The 17,622-nt window shown below is 37.7% G+C and carries 16 protein-coding genes; 12 read left to right on the forward strand and 4 right to left on the reverse strand.

Features of this window, described 5'->3' with window-relative positions; all coding sequences use genetic code 11:
- Positions 1–33: 33 nt before the first annotated feature.
- The gene (locus LXM54_RS08895; protein WP_233314864.1) at positions 34–804 is read right to left on the reverse strand and encodes an SDR family NAD(P)-dependent oxidoreductase; all 771 of its coding nucleotides are present in this window, start codon (positions 802–804) and stop codon (positions 34–36) included.
- Positions 805–960: 156 nt separating this feature from the next.
- On the opposite strand from LXM54_RS08895, the gene LXM54_RS08900 reads away from it, so the two are divergent.
- Together LXM54_RS08900 and LXM54_RS08905 are read left to right on the forward strand one after the other, a co-directional pair.
- Positions 961–1,557 (forward strand): TetR/AcrR family transcriptional regulator, encoded by a 597-nt coding sequence (locus tag LXM54_RS08900; RefSeq protein WP_233314865.1) that lies wholly within the window; start codon positions 961–963, stop codon positions 1,555–1,557.
- Positions 1,558–1,687: 130 nt separating this feature from the next.
- Complete coding sequence (locus tag LXM54_RS08905; protein ID WP_233314866.1) at positions 1,688–2,587, forward strand: 3-hydroxyacyl-CoA dehydrogenase; 900 nt, start codon at positions 1,688–1,690, stop codon at positions 2,585–2,587.
- 38 nt (positions 2,588–2,625) lie between these two features.
- Here the strand turns inward: LXM54_RS08905 and LXM54_RS08910 are convergent, their stop codons facing one another.
- Entirely contained in the window at positions 2,626–3,525 is a 900-nt protein-coding gene (locus tag LXM54_RS08910; protein ID WP_233314867.1) for a LysR family transcriptional regulator, read from the reverse strand.
- 110 nt (positions 3,526–3,635) lie between these two features.
- Positions 3,636–4,367, reverse strand: a complete 732-nt coding sequence (locus tag LXM54_RS08915) for a rhamnogalacturonan acetylesterase (protein ID WP_233314868.1) — start codon at positions 4,365–4,367, stop codon at positions 3,636–3,638.
- Between the two features lie 298 nt (positions 4,368–4,665).
- Here LXM54_RS08915 and LXM54_RS08920 point away from each other — a divergent pair, with 298 nt between their 5' ends.
- Complete coding sequence (locus LXM54_RS08920; RefSeq protein WP_233314869.1) at positions 4,666–6,897, forward strand: helix-turn-helix transcriptional regulator; 2,232 nt, start codon at positions 4,666–4,668, stop codon at positions 6,895–6,897.
- A gap of 56 nt (positions 6,898–6,953) precedes the next feature.
- Here LXM54_RS08920 and LXM54_RS08925 read toward each other — a convergent pair whose 3' ends face one another.
- Positions 6,954–7,838, reverse strand: a complete 885-nt coding sequence (locus LXM54_RS08925; RefSeq protein ID WP_233314870.1) for a carbohydrate ABC transporter permease — start codon at positions 7,836–7,838, stop codon at positions 6,954–6,956.
- 367 nt (positions 7,839–8,205) lie between these two features.
- On the opposite strand from LXM54_RS08925, the gene LXM54_RS08930 reads away from it, so the two are divergent.
- From LXM54_RS08930 to LXM54_RS08970, 9 genes are read left to right on the forward strand one after another with little or no spacing between them, the layout of a single operon-like run.
- Complete coding sequence (locus LXM54_RS08930; RefSeq protein WP_282581473.1) at positions 8,206–9,117, forward strand: ABC transporter permease; 912 nt, start codon at positions 8,206–8,208, stop codon at positions 9,115–9,117.
- Positions 9,118–9,141: 24 nt separating this feature from the next.
- Positions 9,142–9,804 carry a YesL family protein gene (locus LXM54_RS08935; protein ID WP_233314872.1) on the forward strand — a complete coding sequence of 221 codons (663 nt, stop codon included), beginning with the start codon at positions 9,142–9,144 and terminating at the stop codon, positions 9,802–9,804.
- Positions 9,755–11,281 (forward strand): extracellular solute-binding protein, encoded by a 1,527-nt coding sequence (locus LXM54_RS08940; RefSeq protein WP_233314873.1) that lies wholly within the window; start codon positions 9,755–9,757, stop codon positions 11,279–11,281. Before LXM54_RS08935 ends, LXM54_RS08940 begins: the two co-directional genes overlap by 50 nt.
- Before the next feature lie 60 nt (positions 11,282–11,341).
- Positions 11,342–12,463, forward strand: a complete 1,122-nt coding sequence (locus LXM54_RS08945) for a glycoside hydrolase family 88/105 protein (protein ID WP_233314874.1) — start codon at positions 11,342–11,344, stop codon at positions 12,461–12,463.
- Between the two features lie 2 nt (positions 12,464–12,465).
- Positions 12,466–13,800 (forward strand): glycoside hydrolase family 28 protein, encoded by a 1,335-nt coding sequence (locus LXM54_RS08950; RefSeq protein ID WP_233314875.1) that lies wholly within the window; start codon positions 12,466–12,468, stop codon positions 13,798–13,800.
- Positions 13,797–14,696, forward strand: a complete 900-nt coding sequence (locus tag LXM54_RS08955; RefSeq protein ID WP_233314876.1) for a dienelactone hydrolase family protein — start codon at positions 13,797–13,799, stop codon at positions 14,694–14,696. The genes LXM54_RS08950 and LXM54_RS08955 overlap by 4 nt, the downstream gene beginning before the upstream one ends.
- On the forward strand, positions 14,666–15,589 hold the full coding sequence (locus tag LXM54_RS08960) for a pectinesterase family protein (protein WP_233314877.1): 924 nt from the start codon (positions 14,666–14,668) through the stop codon (positions 15,587–15,589). The genes LXM54_RS08955 and LXM54_RS08960 overlap by 31 nt, the downstream gene beginning before the upstream one ends.
- Before the next feature lie 14 nt (positions 15,590–15,603).
- Positions 15,604–16,065: a hypothetical protein gene (locus tag LXM54_RS08965; RefSeq protein ID WP_233314878.1), complete on the forward strand. Its 462-nt coding sequence runs from the start codon at positions 15,604–15,606 to the stop codon at positions 16,063–16,065.
- On the forward strand, positions 16,022–17,566 hold the full coding sequence (locus tag LXM54_RS08970; RefSeq protein ID WP_233314879.1) for a glycoside hydrolase family 43 protein: 1,545 nt from the start codon (positions 16,022–16,024) through the stop codon (positions 17,564–17,566). The genes LXM54_RS08965 and LXM54_RS08970 overlap by 44 nt, the downstream gene beginning before the upstream one ends.
- Positions 17,567–17,622: the final 56 nt, after the last annotated feature.

Raw genomic sequence — 17,622 nt, forward strand, 5'->3', positions numbered from 1 at the left:
CAGCTCGATGATGGAGCTGCTGCTTTCGTATGATTATCTGCTTGTATAACCAGCATCAGCATGGATAGTTGTTCCTGTTACATAAGATGATTGGTCGGAAGCTAACCATAGGCTTGCTTGTGCGATTTCAGCCGGTTGGCCAAATCTTCCTAACAAGCTGAGCTGAGGAGCGAATTCTTCTTCTGTCTGCCCTGTTTCTTCCAAGGAGCCGCGCAGCATTGGTGTATCGATTGCACCTGGTGCAACTGTGTTGACACGGATATTTTTGTCGCCATTTTCTAATGCAGCAACCTTTGTCATTCCAACAACGCCATGCTTTGCAGCCACGTATGCAATATTGTTCGGCTGAGGACGGAATCCGCTCACAGAAGAAATGTTGATGATGCTGCCGCCTTCACCTTGTTTAATCATTTGCTGTAATTCATATTTCATGCAAAGAGCTGTTCCAGTCAAATCAACAGAGATTAATCTGTCCCAATATGCCTCATCAAATTCAGCCGCTGGAGCATTGTCTGGAGTTAATGCTGCGTTATTTACTGCAACATCAAGACGGCCGAATTTTTCTACTGTCTTTGCAACAAGGTTTTGGACTTGCTCTGATTTAGAAATATCAACCTTTACAAAGTAAGCTGTACCGCCAGCAGCTTCGATTTCAGCTACTGCTGCTTGTCCTTTTTCTTCATTAAAATCAGCTACTACCACTTTTGCCTTTGCTTCTGCAAATAGTTTTGCCGTTGCAAGACCCATGCCCATTGCAGCACCAGTTACTATGGCAACTTTTCCGTCTAGTACAGGAAATGTCATACTATATCAATCCTTTCGAGTTTTAGATTATATTTATCTGCAATTAAAGCTTAGATTATTTATGAAAGGGCTTCAATATGCAATAATAATGAATATGTACGAAAACATACAAATGATAATCATTTGTCTAGTAAAATTATTAAAGGAGTCCTTCCATTGTCTACTATTTATCCAGATAAACGGGTTAAAAGAACAGTTGAAAATTTCAAGGCAGCGTTGTTGGAATTAATGAAAAAGAAGCATTTTCAAGATATTACCATCACTGAAATTGTTCATGCTGCAGATTATAATAGAGGCACCTTTTATGCACACTATAAATGTAAAGAAGAGCTTTTAGATGAGATTATAGAGGACATGTTTGAGTTGATGGATGAAGCATATAAAAAGCCATATGAGCATTTATCTATCATTGATTTTCACAAGCTGTCTGCCAACGCTATTGTATTATTTGATCATTTTTTGGAGCATAAGGAGTTTTACAAGCTGATGCTGTCTCCTGAAACAAATTATTCCTTTAAGGAAAAAATGATTAACAGGCTAGATCAGCTTTTCAGGTCCGAATTTGAGTTCTTCACAGATGATGTAGATTCTGATATTGATATCAACCTTTTTTCTACTTATAGAATTCATGGGATAATCGGCATTCTGCTGCAGTGGATCGACAGTGATTTTCAGGAACAGTCCGATTATATGGGAAAACAGCTTATACATATATTAAGGTTTTCTACACCAACAGTGTCCGTAAAGAAATAAGACAGCACTTATCTTAAATAAAACTTAAAGTAAATTAAGTTTTATTAACTTTATTTAATATATAATCTATTTTAAAATAGTATTGTAGTACTAAATAGTTTATTAATTGTACAAAGGGATGGTATAAATCATGGAATTCAAACAAATCACAGTTGCAGGCAGCGGGGTTTTAGGAAGCCAAATCGCTTTCCAATCAGCTTTCCACGGTTTCAATGTAACAATTTATGATATTAATGATGAAGCACTGCAATCAGCGAAGGAAAAAATCAACATATTAAAAGGTCGTTATCAGAAGGATCTAAATGCCAGCCAAGAGCAGGTAGATGCAGCCTTTGGCCGTATTTCTTATTACAGTGACTTGGCAAAAGCAGCTGCTGATGCAGATTTACTAATTGAAGCAATACCAGAAATTGTGCCAATAAAAACAGAGTTTTATCAAAATCTTAGCAAAGTAGCACCAGAAAAAACTGTTTTTGCCACAAACTCATCGACATTATTGCCGAGCCAGTTTGCTGAAGCAACTGGGCGTCCAGAGAAGTTTTTGGCACTTCACTTTGCTAATGAGATTTGGATTAACAATACAGCGGAGATTATGAAGCATCCAGGAACAGACATGAAAGTGTTTGATCAAGTAGTCGACTTTGCTAAAGCAATTGGAATGGTGGCGCTGCCTCTACATAAGGAGCAGCCAGGATATATTTTGAATTCCTTGCTTGTGCCACTTTTAGACGCTGCTGAGCTGCTTTTGTCAAGAGAGGTTGCTGACGTTGAAACTATCGATAAAACATGGATGATTGCTACTGGCGCTCCAAAAGGACCTTTTGCAATCCTTGACGTTGTCGGCATCACTACATCTTACAATATTGTGAAAGCCAAAGCAGAAGCAACAGGAAATCCAGAATTCAAAAAGTTGGCAGAGCTCTTGAAAACAGAGTATGTTGACAAAGGTAAACTTGGGGTTGCAACAGGAGAAGGCTTCTATAAGTACCCAAATCCTCGCTTTATGGACCCTGATTTCTTGGGAAATTAATATAATAGAAAGCCTTCCGAATTCGGAAGGCTTTTTTGCTATATTAAATCCTGCAACAGATGCTCTGTAAACTGATCAATCATTTCTGGGCATTTTTCATTTTTTCGTGTCACACGCCATAAATAATTAGAAAGGGTAAGATACTCATTGATAGAAATCGTCACCACCTCATCTTTTAGATGTGGCGGCAATGCTCGAATAATATAGTCATTTGTAATCGTGATCGCATTCCGTTGCAGCACCATTTGTAAAAGCACGTCCCCATTATTTGTTGTCAATGCAATCCTGTTCCTCAAGTTATCTGGAAACAAATCGTCGGCAATTTTCTTCAAATAAGGATCATTGTACAGGACAATTGATTCATTCATTTCGTTAATGATTTGGTCAAGAGAGATTTTATTGTTGAATCTCAAGATAGAGCTTTTATTCACGGCAAGCACCACTTCGACCCTTTTAATCGGTTCCCAATCTAAAGCCACATCATGATTGTTTGATCCAAGTGAAACAAATCCCATATCTGCATGGCCGTTTTTAACCTGTTCGAGCACTGCAGCTGTATCTTCCTCCATCACCTGGACATTAATATAAGGATAGTTTTCACGGAATTCGAGGGTATTATTAATGATTTGTGAGACTAGCCCGGGAATCGTGGCAATAACAATATTTCCGTACTGATTGTTTTTTGAAACAGCAATATCATATTTGAGCCTGTCGATTGTTTTCAAAACGGTAACAGCATGCTGGATAACTTTTTTGCCTTCCGCTGTTGGGGTTACACCTTTTCGTGAACGTGTAAACAGCAATACGTCTAATTCTGCCTCTAATTGCGTAATCGAGAGGCTGATTGCTGGGACTGTCATTAAATTCTTTTTAGCGGCATCAGTAAAGGAGCCTAGTTCTCCGACGTCCACTAAATATTGAAGCTGGGTTATATTCATGTTTGTCACCTTAAATATTTTTTAAGATTAGCTTTTGTTCCTTAAAGATATTTTATCAAATATTTTGAGAAGAGGGGTAAAATGATAGGTGAAAAACTTAAAGTAAGTTCCTAGTTGTGGAGAAAACCGCTGAGCTTTTCATTGTCCGAAGTATCTAAGCCGTTTAATAATTCTTTTATCGGTAGATTACTTTCCTGCATTGCCGCGACAATTAATTGAGCTGTCATTGCAGCTCCTGCTTCATTAAAGTGGGTATTGTCTATAATACCTTCTGGATAGTTTTCAGATTGGCCAGGAGGTAGATGTAAAAAATAATCCTTTGATTTTTCTTCACCGGCAGCATTCAAAAACTCGCGAGTTATTTTATGAATATCCAGTACTGGCACCTTGTTTTGTTTGGCAAATTCAATCATTGCCTTTGGATAATCGCCAACTGAGTTCTCGGCAATCTTATTTCCAACAAAATTGCGTCTAGTAACAGATGTCAATAATAAGGGATGGGCATTTACACTTTGTGCAACCTGAACATATTTAAGTAGGTTTTGTTGATAATCTTCATAAGGATGTGTACCTCTTTCAGGATCTTCAAGTTTTTGATCATTATGGCCAAATTGAATAATCAGGTGATCTCCTGATTTAATGCTCTTTTCAATTGCTTCTAAATGACCTTCCTTAATGAATGATTTCGTACTTTTGCCATTAATCGCACGATTATCAAGTCTGACATTCTCCTTAACATAAGCTTGGAAGGCTTCACCCCAGCCTGTTTCTGGTCGCTTTTCCGGTACTTTAATCGCAGCTGTCGAATCTCCAGCTATGAAAATAGTTGCTTTTTTTCGCATTTATACCACCTCTTCTTATTATTTATCCAATTTTTTCAAATTAGGTATATGCACACGTTAACACTATTATGTATAATCATATTAGTACGATTGTTTTTGATAATTATGAATTATGAGTTAACGCTTACATATTATAATTTAAAGGTTTAAATGTCAATTACAATTAGAAAACTGGATTACTATAGACTAGTGGCATATGAAGAAAGCTAATTAGACCTCCTAATATGATGGAAATTAAGGTATTATAAAATGATAACGCTTACAAGTTGCGAGGAATTTTAATGAAGGAGTGATGGTATTGTTTAAAAAAACGCGAGTGTTTTACAGTCTTTTTATTCCGTTTTTCTTAGTAGGAGTCGGACTTGTTGCAGGGTTTAGTATTTTTATTTATAACTCTACCTACGAATCTGTTGAGGAAAGTTTTTTAACAGATAAGAAAAATTATACAAACCAAATCCTTCAGAACGTGGAACAGAAGGTAAGAACAATCGAATATGGATTTACGGCATACAGTTCCACTTCCAATTTTGAAAATATTTTTAATAATCCATTATCAGGAAAAGATTTCTCTGTTTATCGCGATATCAAAAAAGAAATGAGCTATATCGAAATGATGGGGATTGAAGGAAGTCACTATAGTTTGATTAGCTTAACAGAGCATTGGGGAATTATCGAAGGTTCTTTAAAAACTCTGCCGAAGGATGAAGTAACAACTTATCAAAAAGATTATGTATCTGATTCGAGCAGAAGTCTTTTTTGGAAACCAATCAAGAATGGTATTCAAATGGTTATGACTTTACCTATTTATCAAAGTGAAAAATTTGCGTTAGGAATAGCCAATATTCCCAAGTTAAGCATTGATAAGATCGTTGGTGATAATAAACAACTGGTGCAAATATATAATCAAAAGGAAGAGTTGATTTATTCACGTACAGGAAATGATAGGAAGTTGTCGGAGGAAAGCTCTAAAAAACTAACAGCAGCTGCAATGGAAAATGGACAAAGTTCGAGTGTAATAGATACTGAAGACGGCAAAAAATACGTTTTTACCCGCTCAGATTATAATCATTGGCTTTACATAGTAGAGATTAATGAGGGGGAAATAGGAAGTATCATCCATAATACGCGAATAGGGCTTTTGATTGCATCAGCAATTTTAGTTCTGCTTGTTGGCTTCATTTCTTTTCTGTTAGCTGAGTCCTTTTCACGTCCGATAAAAAGAATCCAAGACAAGCTAGACATTCAAAGGGTAAATCTTAAGCAAAATGAACTTTCCTTGTTAGCAGAATCTGTAGAAAGAGTAGTTGGACAAAAAGAGGTTCTGACAGCAAGTCTTACCATGCAAAAACCACAGTTAGAAACCTTATTTGTTTTGAGTTTATTTAGAAAACGCATAACAGAAAACGAGGTCATTCACCGTCTGGAGCAGTTTGGTTACCATTTCGATGAAAATAAGGTATTTTATACTGGGTTAATTCAAATAGACAGCATAGATGAACAGCTAATGGACGATAGAAACATATTTTTATTGGCTATTAATAATATTGTGGAAGAAATGATTCCGAAGACGGAACGATTAATTCCGATTGTTTTAAATGATGAGATGCAAGCAGTCATCTTTGTCCTTGATAAAGAGGACCAAGAAGCTGAGCGGCGGATTATGAAGTATTATGAAGAAATTCAAATAGCTGTAAAAAAATACTTGAATATTGTGATAAGCGCAGGTATAAGCCCTGTTTATGATACTTTAATAGAAAGTAAAAAGGCAGTGGACTTAGCTAAAGAATCACTTCATTATCGCGTGAATGTTGGTTCAGAATCGATTATATTCTATTATGATATCGCTTCGATTCTAAATGATGCGTCCATTTCAAAATTTCCTGTCGAGTTACAGAATGAGTTAATGAATGCGATCCGGTCGGGGGACGAAGAAGTTGTCATTGCGATGGTTGGAGTATTAGTGGACGAAATTTTTCGCTTAAATAAAAACCCGATAAGCTTAGGAGTTACCTTAATAAGAGTCATAAATGAGTTAGTCCAGTTAGGCCAGCTGTTAGGTGCAGAATCAAAAATCTTTGAAAATATAAAAAAGATGTATCAAGCAGCGATAACAGTCTATCATCCGGAAAAAATTAAGCAAATGCTAATCATTGATTTAATAAAGCCAGTAATCATTAGCACGCAAGATAAAACAGAGCGTGGCTTTAAATCTCTGTCAGAAAAAATGGTCTATATTATCCAAACGGAATTTGATGAGGAGATATCTCTTGATATAATTGCTGACCGCTTGCATTATAATCCTAACTATTTAAGCAATGTCTTTAAAAAAGAATATGGGCAGACCTTCGTGGATTATTTAATGAATTATCGTTTACAAATGGCTCAAACCTGGTTAAAAGACACAGATTTAGCGATAAAAGATATCGCAGAGCGTTTGAAATATCGGAACCCGCAAAATTTTATCCGTTTTTTTAAAAAGAAATTGGGCATAACGCCAGGGGACTACCGAAAAGAATATCGGCATTCCTAAAGAATACAATAGAAAAAGCTTCTGCTGCGCTTCCAGAAGCTTTTTCTTGTTAGACATTACCCTTTGACAGATCCAACCAAGGCACCTTTTACTAAGTACTTCTGTACAAATGGATAAGCAATAAGCATTGGAACCGTTGCAATTACAATGACAGCCATTTTAATTGTTTGAGCAGGAGGAACCACATCTACAGAGGAACCCTCGGCTTGCATACCGCTAGATACAATAACTATCTGGCGTAATAATACTTGAATCGGCCATTTAGAGGAATCATTGATGTATAAGATTGCTGTCATATACGTATTCCAATAGGTCACTGCATAAAAGAGGGAAATAGTTGCAATGGATGGCAAGGCAAGAGGCAGCATGATTTTTAAGAATACACCAAAATCGGTGCAGCCATCCATTTTCGCAGATTCTTCCAAACTATCGGGAAGGGCTTGGAAGAAATTCCTCATTATAATAAGGTTAAAAGCATTAATGGCGACTGGCAGAATTAAAGACCAATAAGAATCAATCAATCCGACTGATTTAACAACTAAGAAGGTTGGTATCATTCCTCCGCTGAACAGCATCGAGAACACAACAATGAAATTAACGAAATTTCTTCCGAATAAATATTTCCGGGATAGACCATATGCCATTAAAGCAGTAAGAACCATACTCACCAAGGTTCCAATACCAGTAACCCCAATCGAAACGGCTAAAGATTTAAATAGAGTTGGAGTTGATAAAATATACCGATAAGCATCGAGAGAGAAGGTACGAGGAAATAAGATAAACTTTCTCGCTACCACTTCCTGTGTGGATGCAAACGAACTGGCGATCACATTGACAAATGGGAGGAAACAAATGAGTGCGATAATAATTAATATCGTTCCATTAATTATGGAAAAAGCCCGGCCTCCTTTAGTCATTTTTTTCTTTTTTGTTTTCATCATATAAATCCTCCTTCATTTACAGTTTAAAGATAAGCCTACCTTATCATTCAAAATAATATTACGTATATAATCACTATCCTACATTGATAAAAAAGAATGAAGAAAACGCTTTCTATGTGTTCGTGAAGAGAAAAAACAGGATAATCATTTCAGGGAAAGAAGGATAATCAAAATCAAATATTATCGTTACAAACGTTGGTAAAACAAAGTTTGTAAGCGTAATCATAAAATGATTATGTACGTAATTATTTAGATTCAGTAAGCTTAAACCAGAAAGATATTTCACAATTAAAGGAGGAGTAAAATGGGAGGTGCTGTGAACCCAAATCATACTTTGCCAACCTTGTCTGTTAAGCAGGAAAAAGTAATGCGGAGGCAAAAGATCCTGGCAGGGATAAAAACGAATAAGCTCCTATATTTGATGATTTTCCCTGGAGTGCTTTATTTTTTAATATTTAAATACTTACCGATGGCGGGACTTATCATCGCATTTCAGGATTATCAACCATACTTAGGAATTCTGGAAAGTCCGTGGGTGGGTCTTAAACATTTTATCCGATTATTTACGGAACCTACTTTCTTCATGTTATTGAATAATACGTTAATTTTGTTTGCCTTAAATATTGTAATCTTCTTTCCATTACCGATTATCCTGTCACTCATGCTAAATGAAGTGAAAAACAAATATTTCAAATCAGGAATCCAAACCTTGATTTATATTCCGCACTTTATGTCTTGGGTAATCATTGTATCCATCACTTATGTTTTCTTAAATGTAGATGGTGGGGTTATTAATGAATTATTAGCAACCATGGGATTTGAGAAAATCAGCTTTTTAACGTCCCCCGATTGGACACGAACGGTTTATATTAGTCAAATAATATGGAAGGAATTAGGATGGTCAACGATTATTTATCTAGCTGCTATTACTGCTGTTGATACACAATTATATGAAGCTGCTGAAATGGACGGTGCTGGTGTTTTAAGAAAAACCTGGCATGTTACGCTACCAGCGATTCGTCCTGTTATAATTACGCTCCTAATCTTAAAAATCGGAAGTACCTTAGATTTAGGCTTTGAGCATATGTATCTTTTACTTAATTCATTAAACAGAAGTGTTGCTGAAATATTCGACACCTATATTTATACAGCTGGGCTGAAGAATGGGCAGCTAAGCTTTAGTACAGCAGTAGGTTTATTTAAAGGTATTGTTGGATTGATATTAGTTATTTTAGCTAACAAACTAGCTAAAAAATTTGGAGAAGATGGCGTGTACTAATAATTCCAGAAAGAGGGGACTACGATGCTCAAATCGGTAGAAAAAATAAATTCCATTTTTACCAGCATCCTAAATTTAGTTTATGTAAATATATTGTGGGTTTTATTTACTTTATTAGGATTAGGTGTGTTTGGGATCGGCCCTTCTACTTACGCCTTAGTTAGTATATGCCGGCAATGGATTCGCGGAAACAGCGTCCCTGTTTTTAAGACCTATTGGCAGTATTATAAAGAAAACTTTAAGGAATCGGTTATCATTAGTTGGATTTATCTTTTTGTTGGCTTTGTTTTAGTTGTCGACTTATTGACCGTGACCAATTGGTACTTAAGAGTGGCATTATTGATTGTAGGCTGCATCTATTTGTTATCTCTCGTATATATCTTTCCAATTATGGCCCATTATAATTGGAATGGAATATTCTTGAAAATAAAGATGTCCTTTCTATTTGGCATAGCCTGTCTGCAATATTCGCTGATCTTTTTTCTAGTGGCAGGTGTACTTTATTGGGCAGCGATCACTTTTTTTCCAGGCGTTTTAACCTTTTTTGGAGTAAGTTTCCTCTTCTTCCTAATCACTTGGACTGCCAATCAAGTGTTTACCAGAATGGAAATCGAAGATGCTAAAGAAGCAAATATAAATGAAAAGGAGAATTGTAATGAAAAAACCAATGGTATCAAAGTTAGCTAGCGTTAGTCTTGCAAGCATGCTGCTGCTTGCAGGATGCAGTGGGGCAAAAACTAGCAATAATTCAGCAGATGGTGAAAAGGATAATGGCAAAGCAGAGATCACCTGGCTGAATATTCTCCATACCGCTTCACCTCCAACAGATACTATATTAAATGAACTTGAAAAGAAAACGGATACAGAAATTAAATTCTCGTGGATTCCCGATGCTTCAAAAGAGGAACGTATAAATACTGCATTAGCTTCAGACTCTTTGGCAGATATTGTTACGTTAACGATTTTAGAAAATTCTTCAGTCAGAAACGCACTGAAATCTGGTATGTTCTGGAATATTGAAGAGTATCTAGATGAATTCCCTAACTTAAAAGCCATTCCCGAAGATATGCTAAAATCAGCTTCTACAGAGGGGAAGCTTTATGGTGTACCATTCCAAAAAGACTTAGCAAGAAATGGTGTGGTTCTTCGTAAAGATTGGTTAGATAACTTAGGTCTTGAGGTTCCTAAAACAACAGAAGAATTAATGGAGGTTGCAAAAGCATTTACAGAGAACGACCCAGATGGCAACGGTAAAGATGATACAACTGGTTTCATGGACCGCAGTGATTTAGTGTATGGCGTATTCAAAACAGTAAGTTCTTATTTTGGAACACCAAACACTTGGGAAGTGGACTCCAAAGGCGACTTTGTAGCAGAGTTTGAAACAGACGGATACATTGAAACAATGGATTATATGAAAAAGTTATATGAAAATGGCTGGATAAATAAAGATTTTGCTGTAACAGCGAAGACTGACCAGCAGCAAAACTTTGCTCAAGGAAAAGGAGGTATTTATGTTGGTGCCTTATTTGACGCGAAAAATCTCGAAACAATGGCAGCAGGAATCCAGGATAATATGGAACTTGCTCTAGTTAACGATATGACATCAGCGTCTAATTCTGATAGAGCGATTTGGTCTGGAGGTAATGGGATTGGCGGATTATTAGCATTTCCACGTTCAGAAGTTAAGGATGAAAAGGAATTGAAAAAGCTATTAAAATTTGTTAATGATTTAATAGATGAAGATAACTATACATTAATGACATATGGAATTGAAGGTACCCATTATAAGCTTAACGATGATGGTGCCTATGAAATTATTAATCAGGATTTATGGCAGCAGGAAGTTCAGCCATTTGCATCTTCGCGACCTAATGAAACCGGTTACAACTTGAAGGATCCTAACCCAATCAAGGCCGAAGCTGATGAAAAAATAGCTGAAAACGCAGAATACGCCCTGATGAATCCTGCAGTTCCATTAGAATCTCCAACTTTTACAACTCAAGGTTCTGAATTACAAAAGATTATTACGGACGCTACCTATCAATATATCTTAGGTGAAATCTCCCTAGCTGACTTTAAGCAAGCAGTTAAGAATTGGAATGAACAAGGAGGAAAAACAATCAAAGAAGAATATAAGGAAGCATATAAAGCTACAAATTAATGGTTTTCTCCATTGAATGGTGAATTAAAAAGTTAACTTCTGAAAGAAAAGGAGTAGAACATGAAAATGAACTGGTCTGTTAAAACAGCGAACTCCATTATGGAAAGACTGCCCCGCTTATATGAAGACAGAGGCAACAATGGAAAATGGTCCTATGATTATGGAGTTATATTAAAAGGCTTTGAAAAAGTGTGGAGGCAAACGGGAGAACAGAAGTATTTCAACTTTATTAAGGACAATATAGATTATTTTGTACAGGAAGATGGTTCCATAAGAGGCTATCACTTAGAGGAATATAATATTGATCACATTAACAATGGAAAGCTTCTATTTGTGCTATATAGAGAAACCGGGGAAGAGAAGTATAAAAAAGCTTGTGAACTATTGCGGAGACAGTTAGAAGAACATCCGCGCACATCTGAAGGTGTATTCTGGCATAAACAAATTTATCCATACCAAATTTGGCTGGACGGATTGTATATGGGCTCTCCTTTCTATGCAGAGTATCAGACAACTTTCGCTAATGGGGAAGGTTTAGAGGATATCATTCGGCAGTTTAAGCTAAGCTATGAGCATTTACTAGATCGAGAGACAGGGCTTTTGTATCATGCATGGGATGAACAAAAAGTGCAGCCATGGGCCGATCAAAGAACAGGATTGTCAGCAAATTTCTGGGGCCGTTCGATAGGGTGGTATTTGTTAGCAGTAGTCGATACGCTGGAAATACTTCCGGAAAAAACGTTAGGCCGTGATTATCTTGTCCGAATTTTAGAGAACACACTGCAAGCACTAGTAAACTACCAAGATGAGAAGAGCGGTGTTTGGTATCAGGTAACAGATAAAGGAAATGAAAAAGGAAATTACTTAGAAGCGTCATGCAGCAGTATGTATGTGTGTGCGATAGCAAAAGGTATCCGTTTAGGAGTTTTGAATCGAAAAGCATGGGAAGCACAATTAAAGAAATCTCATCAAGGCTTATTAGAGGAATTTGTTCTGTTAACGAAGGAAGGCTGGGTGAATCTAAATAAAACTTGCCAAGTTGCAGGACTAGGCGGTGCTGATAAAAGGGATGGCTCGTATGCCTATTATATTAGTGAACCGATTATTTGTAACGACCAAAAAGGGTTGGGAGCTTTTTTGCAGGCTTTAGCTGAATTTGAAGAAGTAATAAAAGAGGTGTAGCCATGACAACTTATACGATAAAAGGGATTGAAGTACTAAAGGATGGTGAATTATGTACCACATCTATCCAAACAGCGATTGATGAAGCCTATGAAAATGGCGGTGGTACGATAAATATTCCTGCAGGTGAATACTTAACCGGAGCGTTATTTTTAAAAGACAATATTGAATTGAACTTGTCGAGAGGTGCTGTATTGAAATTTTCCAACAAGCAGCATCATTACCCTGTGGTAACATCTCGTTGGGAAGGTGTCAAAAGAGAGGTTTATGCATCTTGTTTGTATGCTGAAAATGCAAAAAACATTTCTGTAACTGGATTTGGAACGATTGATGGAAATGGAATGGAGTGGTGGGACATATTCCGAAACCAACGGGAGAAGCTCGCCTATCCACGTCCCAAGCTTATTAGTTTTGATGGATGTGAAAATATCACCATTAAAGATGTGACACTAATTAACTCACCAAGCTGGACGGTTAATCCAATCCGTTGCAACAATGTGACCATTGATAATGTGTCGATCTTTAATCCGTCAGACTCACCGAATACAGATGGAATTGATCCGGAATCTTGCTCCAATGTAAGAATCAGCAATTGCCACATTGATGTAGGAGATGACTGTATCGCCATTAAATCCGGAACAGAAGATACAGCAGAACGTGTTCCTTGCGAGAATATCACGATTTCAAACTGTACGATGATTCATGGGCATGGAGCTGTTGTATTGGGCAGTGAAATGAGCGGTGATATCCGCAATGTGACCATTAGTAACTGTGTTTTTCAAGATACAGATCGAGGGATTCGCCTAAAATCACGCCGGGGACGCGGCGGTGTAGTAGAGGACATTCGCGTTGATAATATTGTGATGGACAGAGTAATGTGTCCGTTTATATTAAACTTGTATTATTTCTGTGGTCCCCGCGGAAAAGATAAATATGTATGGGATAAAAATCCTTACCCAATAACAGAGGAGACTCCGATGTTTAGACGGATCCATTTCTCCCATATTACAGCTCGCAATGTCCATGCAGCAGCAGGCTTTATTTATGGGTTAGCGGAACAGTATGTGTCAGAACTCAGCTTTAATCATATCGATATCTCCATGGCTGAAAATGCTATTACAGGGAAACCGGCAATGATGGCTGGAATTGAGGATATGAATAATCGCGGTTTTTATGTTGGCTATGCCAAAGATGTCTTGTTTAATCGCGTGTCAGTTGAGAACCATGAAGGCCCAGCCTTCCATATTGAATATTCAGAGGATATTGAGGTAACTCATTGTAAGTCCAAGAATACTAAAGCGGAAGAAGAACTTCTTAAAGAAGTGGAGGTCAAGTGAAAGACAAACAGCTAAGGAAATTATTTGAACTTTTAGGAGAACGCTCAAAACCAGAAGCCTTATCTGCAGAGATAGTTAGGCTGGAGGAACGAAACGGATATATATTGGAAAGTTTAATGCTGGGATTAAATGGCTTCGAAAAGGTGCCAGCCTATTTTGCCAAACCGCAGAACGCAGACGGCGCACTACCAACAATTATCTTTAATCACTCCCATGGCGGGAATTTTGATCAAGGGAAAGAAGAACTCCTAACTAGCAGTACGTATTTACAAAATCCCTCCTTTGTAGAAGAGATTACAGGGCTTGGCTTTGCTGTTTGCTGCATTGATATGTGGGGATTTAATGAGCGAAAAGGGAGACAGGAAAGTGAACTTGTTAAAGAGATGCTCTTAAATGGCCAGACATTGTGGGGGATGCGTTTATACGATAACTTGACACTGCTTGATTATTTAGAAACCCGGCCGGATGTAGATTCTAGCAGACTAGCAACCATCGGTATGTCTATGGGCGGTTTGATGAGCTGGTGGTTAGCTGCACTTGATGACCGTATTAAAGTGTCTGTTGACATAGCTGGTCAGGTTCATATCGAGACACTGATTCAAAAACGCGGTTTGGATCATCACGGTTTCTACTATTATGTGCCTCGGTTTTTAAAGTGTTTTTCCACTTTAGGAGTTCAAGAGCTGATAGCGCCAAGGCCGCGCTTAAGCCTGGCAGGCAGGGATGACAGAATGTGTCCAATAGAAGGTGCCAAATATTTAAACGAACAACTGCAGAAAACATATACAAACCAACACGTTCCTCAAAACTTTGAAGGCTTTATGCTTACAGGAGGGCATCAAGAAACAAGGGAGATGAGGGCATTATGGAAAAAGTTCTTAAAGAAACATCTTTAAAGAGGTTAATTGTTGGCAGAAATGAATTTTGTGATTTTTCCAGTATTCAATCTGCATTAGATTATTGGCAGGATGAACAAGGACCATTTGAGCTAACGGTTTTGAGTGGAGACTATTATGAAAACATCCTTCTGTATCAATCAGACATTTCCATAATTGGTGTTGGAACGGTAAGAATTATTGGCAATCGGTTTGCCTTACAAAAAAATGAGCAGCAGCAGGAAATAGGAACCTTTCAAACAGCCACTTTTTTTATCAATGGATCTAATATAGCAATCGAAAATATTGACATGATTAATAATGCAGGACCAGGAGAGAAGGTGGGGCAGGCGGTAGCTCTCTATAATGAAGGAACTAATGTTATGTTCAAGAGTTGTTCTTTTAGAGGTTATCAGGACACGATTTGTCTCGGGCCATTGCCGCCCCTGCAAAAGAACGGACAATTATTCTCCACTCCTGAAATCAAAACATCTTTAGATGAGCACAGCTGTCATTTTAGCGATTGTTATATCGAGGGTACAGTCGATTTTATCTTTGGCGGTGGTGCAGCGGTATTTCAAAGCTGTGAAATTAAATCATTAAGAAGGCCGAATAACGCCGAAGGCTTTATAACGGCAGCCTCCACTCCTGAAGGCAAGAAGGGGTTCCATTTTGAACACTGTTATTTAACAGGGGAAGAAGACGTTGCAAATGTGTTTTTAGGAAGACCATGGCGTTCGTTTGCAAAAACTACTTTTGCCAATTGTCGTATCGGCGCACATATTCATCCAACGAGATGGGATGATTGGGATAATCATCACAACCGAAAAACGGTTATGTTTAAAGAATATAAAAATATCTATTACTCTAAAAAAGAGTTAGTCATGTTGGATTGGATTAATTTTATGGAATAGAAAGGGTTTGAAGAATGAAGCGAAAATGGGAAGTAATCATTGGCTTGGCAGGTGTTATTCTTTGTGTCATTCTTTTGGGCGGTTTTTCCTTAACCATTACGACCATGGAGGAAAAAACTTTTGCAGACACAGTCTTTCCGATTCTGCAGGAGGATGTTTCAACGAACTATCTGTCTGAGAGTTTCACAGCAGTGAAAGCACTGGCTGTATGGTTTGGCGTTACCTTATTGATTGTGCTTAGTTTAACTTTACCAGCGACAGTATGCATCTGGAAAAACAGGTATCCTAAGTGGGCAGCTTTTCTTTATTTGGCAGCCGGTCTGACAACTTTAATTGGAACCCAATTTATTGCTTTCCCATTAGCTTTTCTCTTTTTTATAGCTGCAAGCTTATGTTTATTTAGAAAAATAAAGAATGGAGAAGGAGCAGATTATGTATCGATCAAAAGTCAAAAATCCAATATTGCCCGGGTTTAATCCAGACCCTAATGTCCTGAAGGTCGAGGATACTTATTATATTGCTGTTTCTTCATTTGAATGGCTGCCGGGAGTACGTATCTATCAATCAAAGGATTTAGTCAATTGGGAGCATAAGACAGATATTTTAACCTATCAAGTCGATTTACGGGGAAACCCCCAAAACGGAAGTATCTGGGCTCCGCAAATTAGTTATGATAAGGGATTATTTTATCTCCTCTATACAGATGTGAAAAGTACGAAGCGGCCATTTAAAGATTCTCACAATTATTTAATTACTGCCCCAAGTATTGAAGGGCCTTGGTCGAAGCCAGTATATTTAAACAGCAGCGGTTTTGATCCATCCTTATACCATGATGCAGATGGACGGAAGTGGTTGTTAAATGAAATTTGGGATTATCGCATGACAACCGGAAATAAATCAGCAGGAATTGTGATGCAAGAATATGATAGTGAGAATCAAGCATTAATAGGACCTGTTTATAAAATTTTTGATGGCACAGAATTGGCTAAAACAGAAGCGCCTCATCTATACCATCATGGTGATTATTACTATTTAATTACCGCAGAAGGGGGTACAGGGTCAGGCCATGCTGTGACAGTATGCAGATCGAAGGAAATTACAGGTCCATATGAGGTGGATCCTCATTATCCGATGCTGACAGCAAGGGATAAACCAGACTCCCCCTTGCAGTGTTCAGGTCATGGCAGCATCGTTCAAACGCCAACAGGAGAATGGTATATGATCTATTTATGTACGCGGCCCCTGCAAGGAAATGCCGCTATATTGGGACGCGAAACTGCCATCCAGGAGGTTTATTGGACAAAAGACGGCGGCAATGGTCCGTTGTTAGAAACAGAAATCGTTACTGTAAATGAAGTAGATCAAAGAAAAAGTACCGATTTTAAAGATGATTTTAACGGTAATCTCGATAAAGAATGGAATACACTGCGGATTTTGGCAGATGAAACATGGTGCGATGTAAAGAGCCGTAATGGGTATTTACGAATGTCCTCTGGTGACTCGATTCAATCCTTATTTGAGCATCATATACTCGCCGTCCGCCAAAAGGATTTTCATTTTAGCGCTGAAACAAAGTTAGACTACACTCCAAAAACATATAACCAAATGGCAGGTTTACTCTTGTATCTCAACGATACTAATTATTTGTATGCCTACTTAACATTTGATGAAACACACGGCCGCGTCATTCGCTTAATGAAATGCGCAGATGGCGAATTTACTTTAAATCCAGTGATTGTAAAGCTTGAACAAGGAGAGGTAGAGCTTAAGGTGGAAGTGAATGGACCTGTTGCTAATTTTTATTATCGTATGGAACATATCTCTGCTTGGCAGGAAATCGGAGCAGCCCAAGATGTGATGTTCCTATCTGGAGGATTTACCGGGAACTTTGTCGGGATTGCTGTCCATGATATGGACCGAAAAGCGAGCTCTTATGCAGATTTTGCTTACTTTGAGTATGTTGGATTGGATAGCTAATAGTTTTAGAGGAGTAAGAGAGAAGTGATTGCACTAGCAAATTACTTCTCTTTTTT

This window comes from Bacillus sp. Au-Bac7 (genome assembly GCF_021341655.1).
Classification (GTDB): Bacteria; Bacillota; Bacilli; order Bacillales; family Cytobacillaceae; genus Niallia.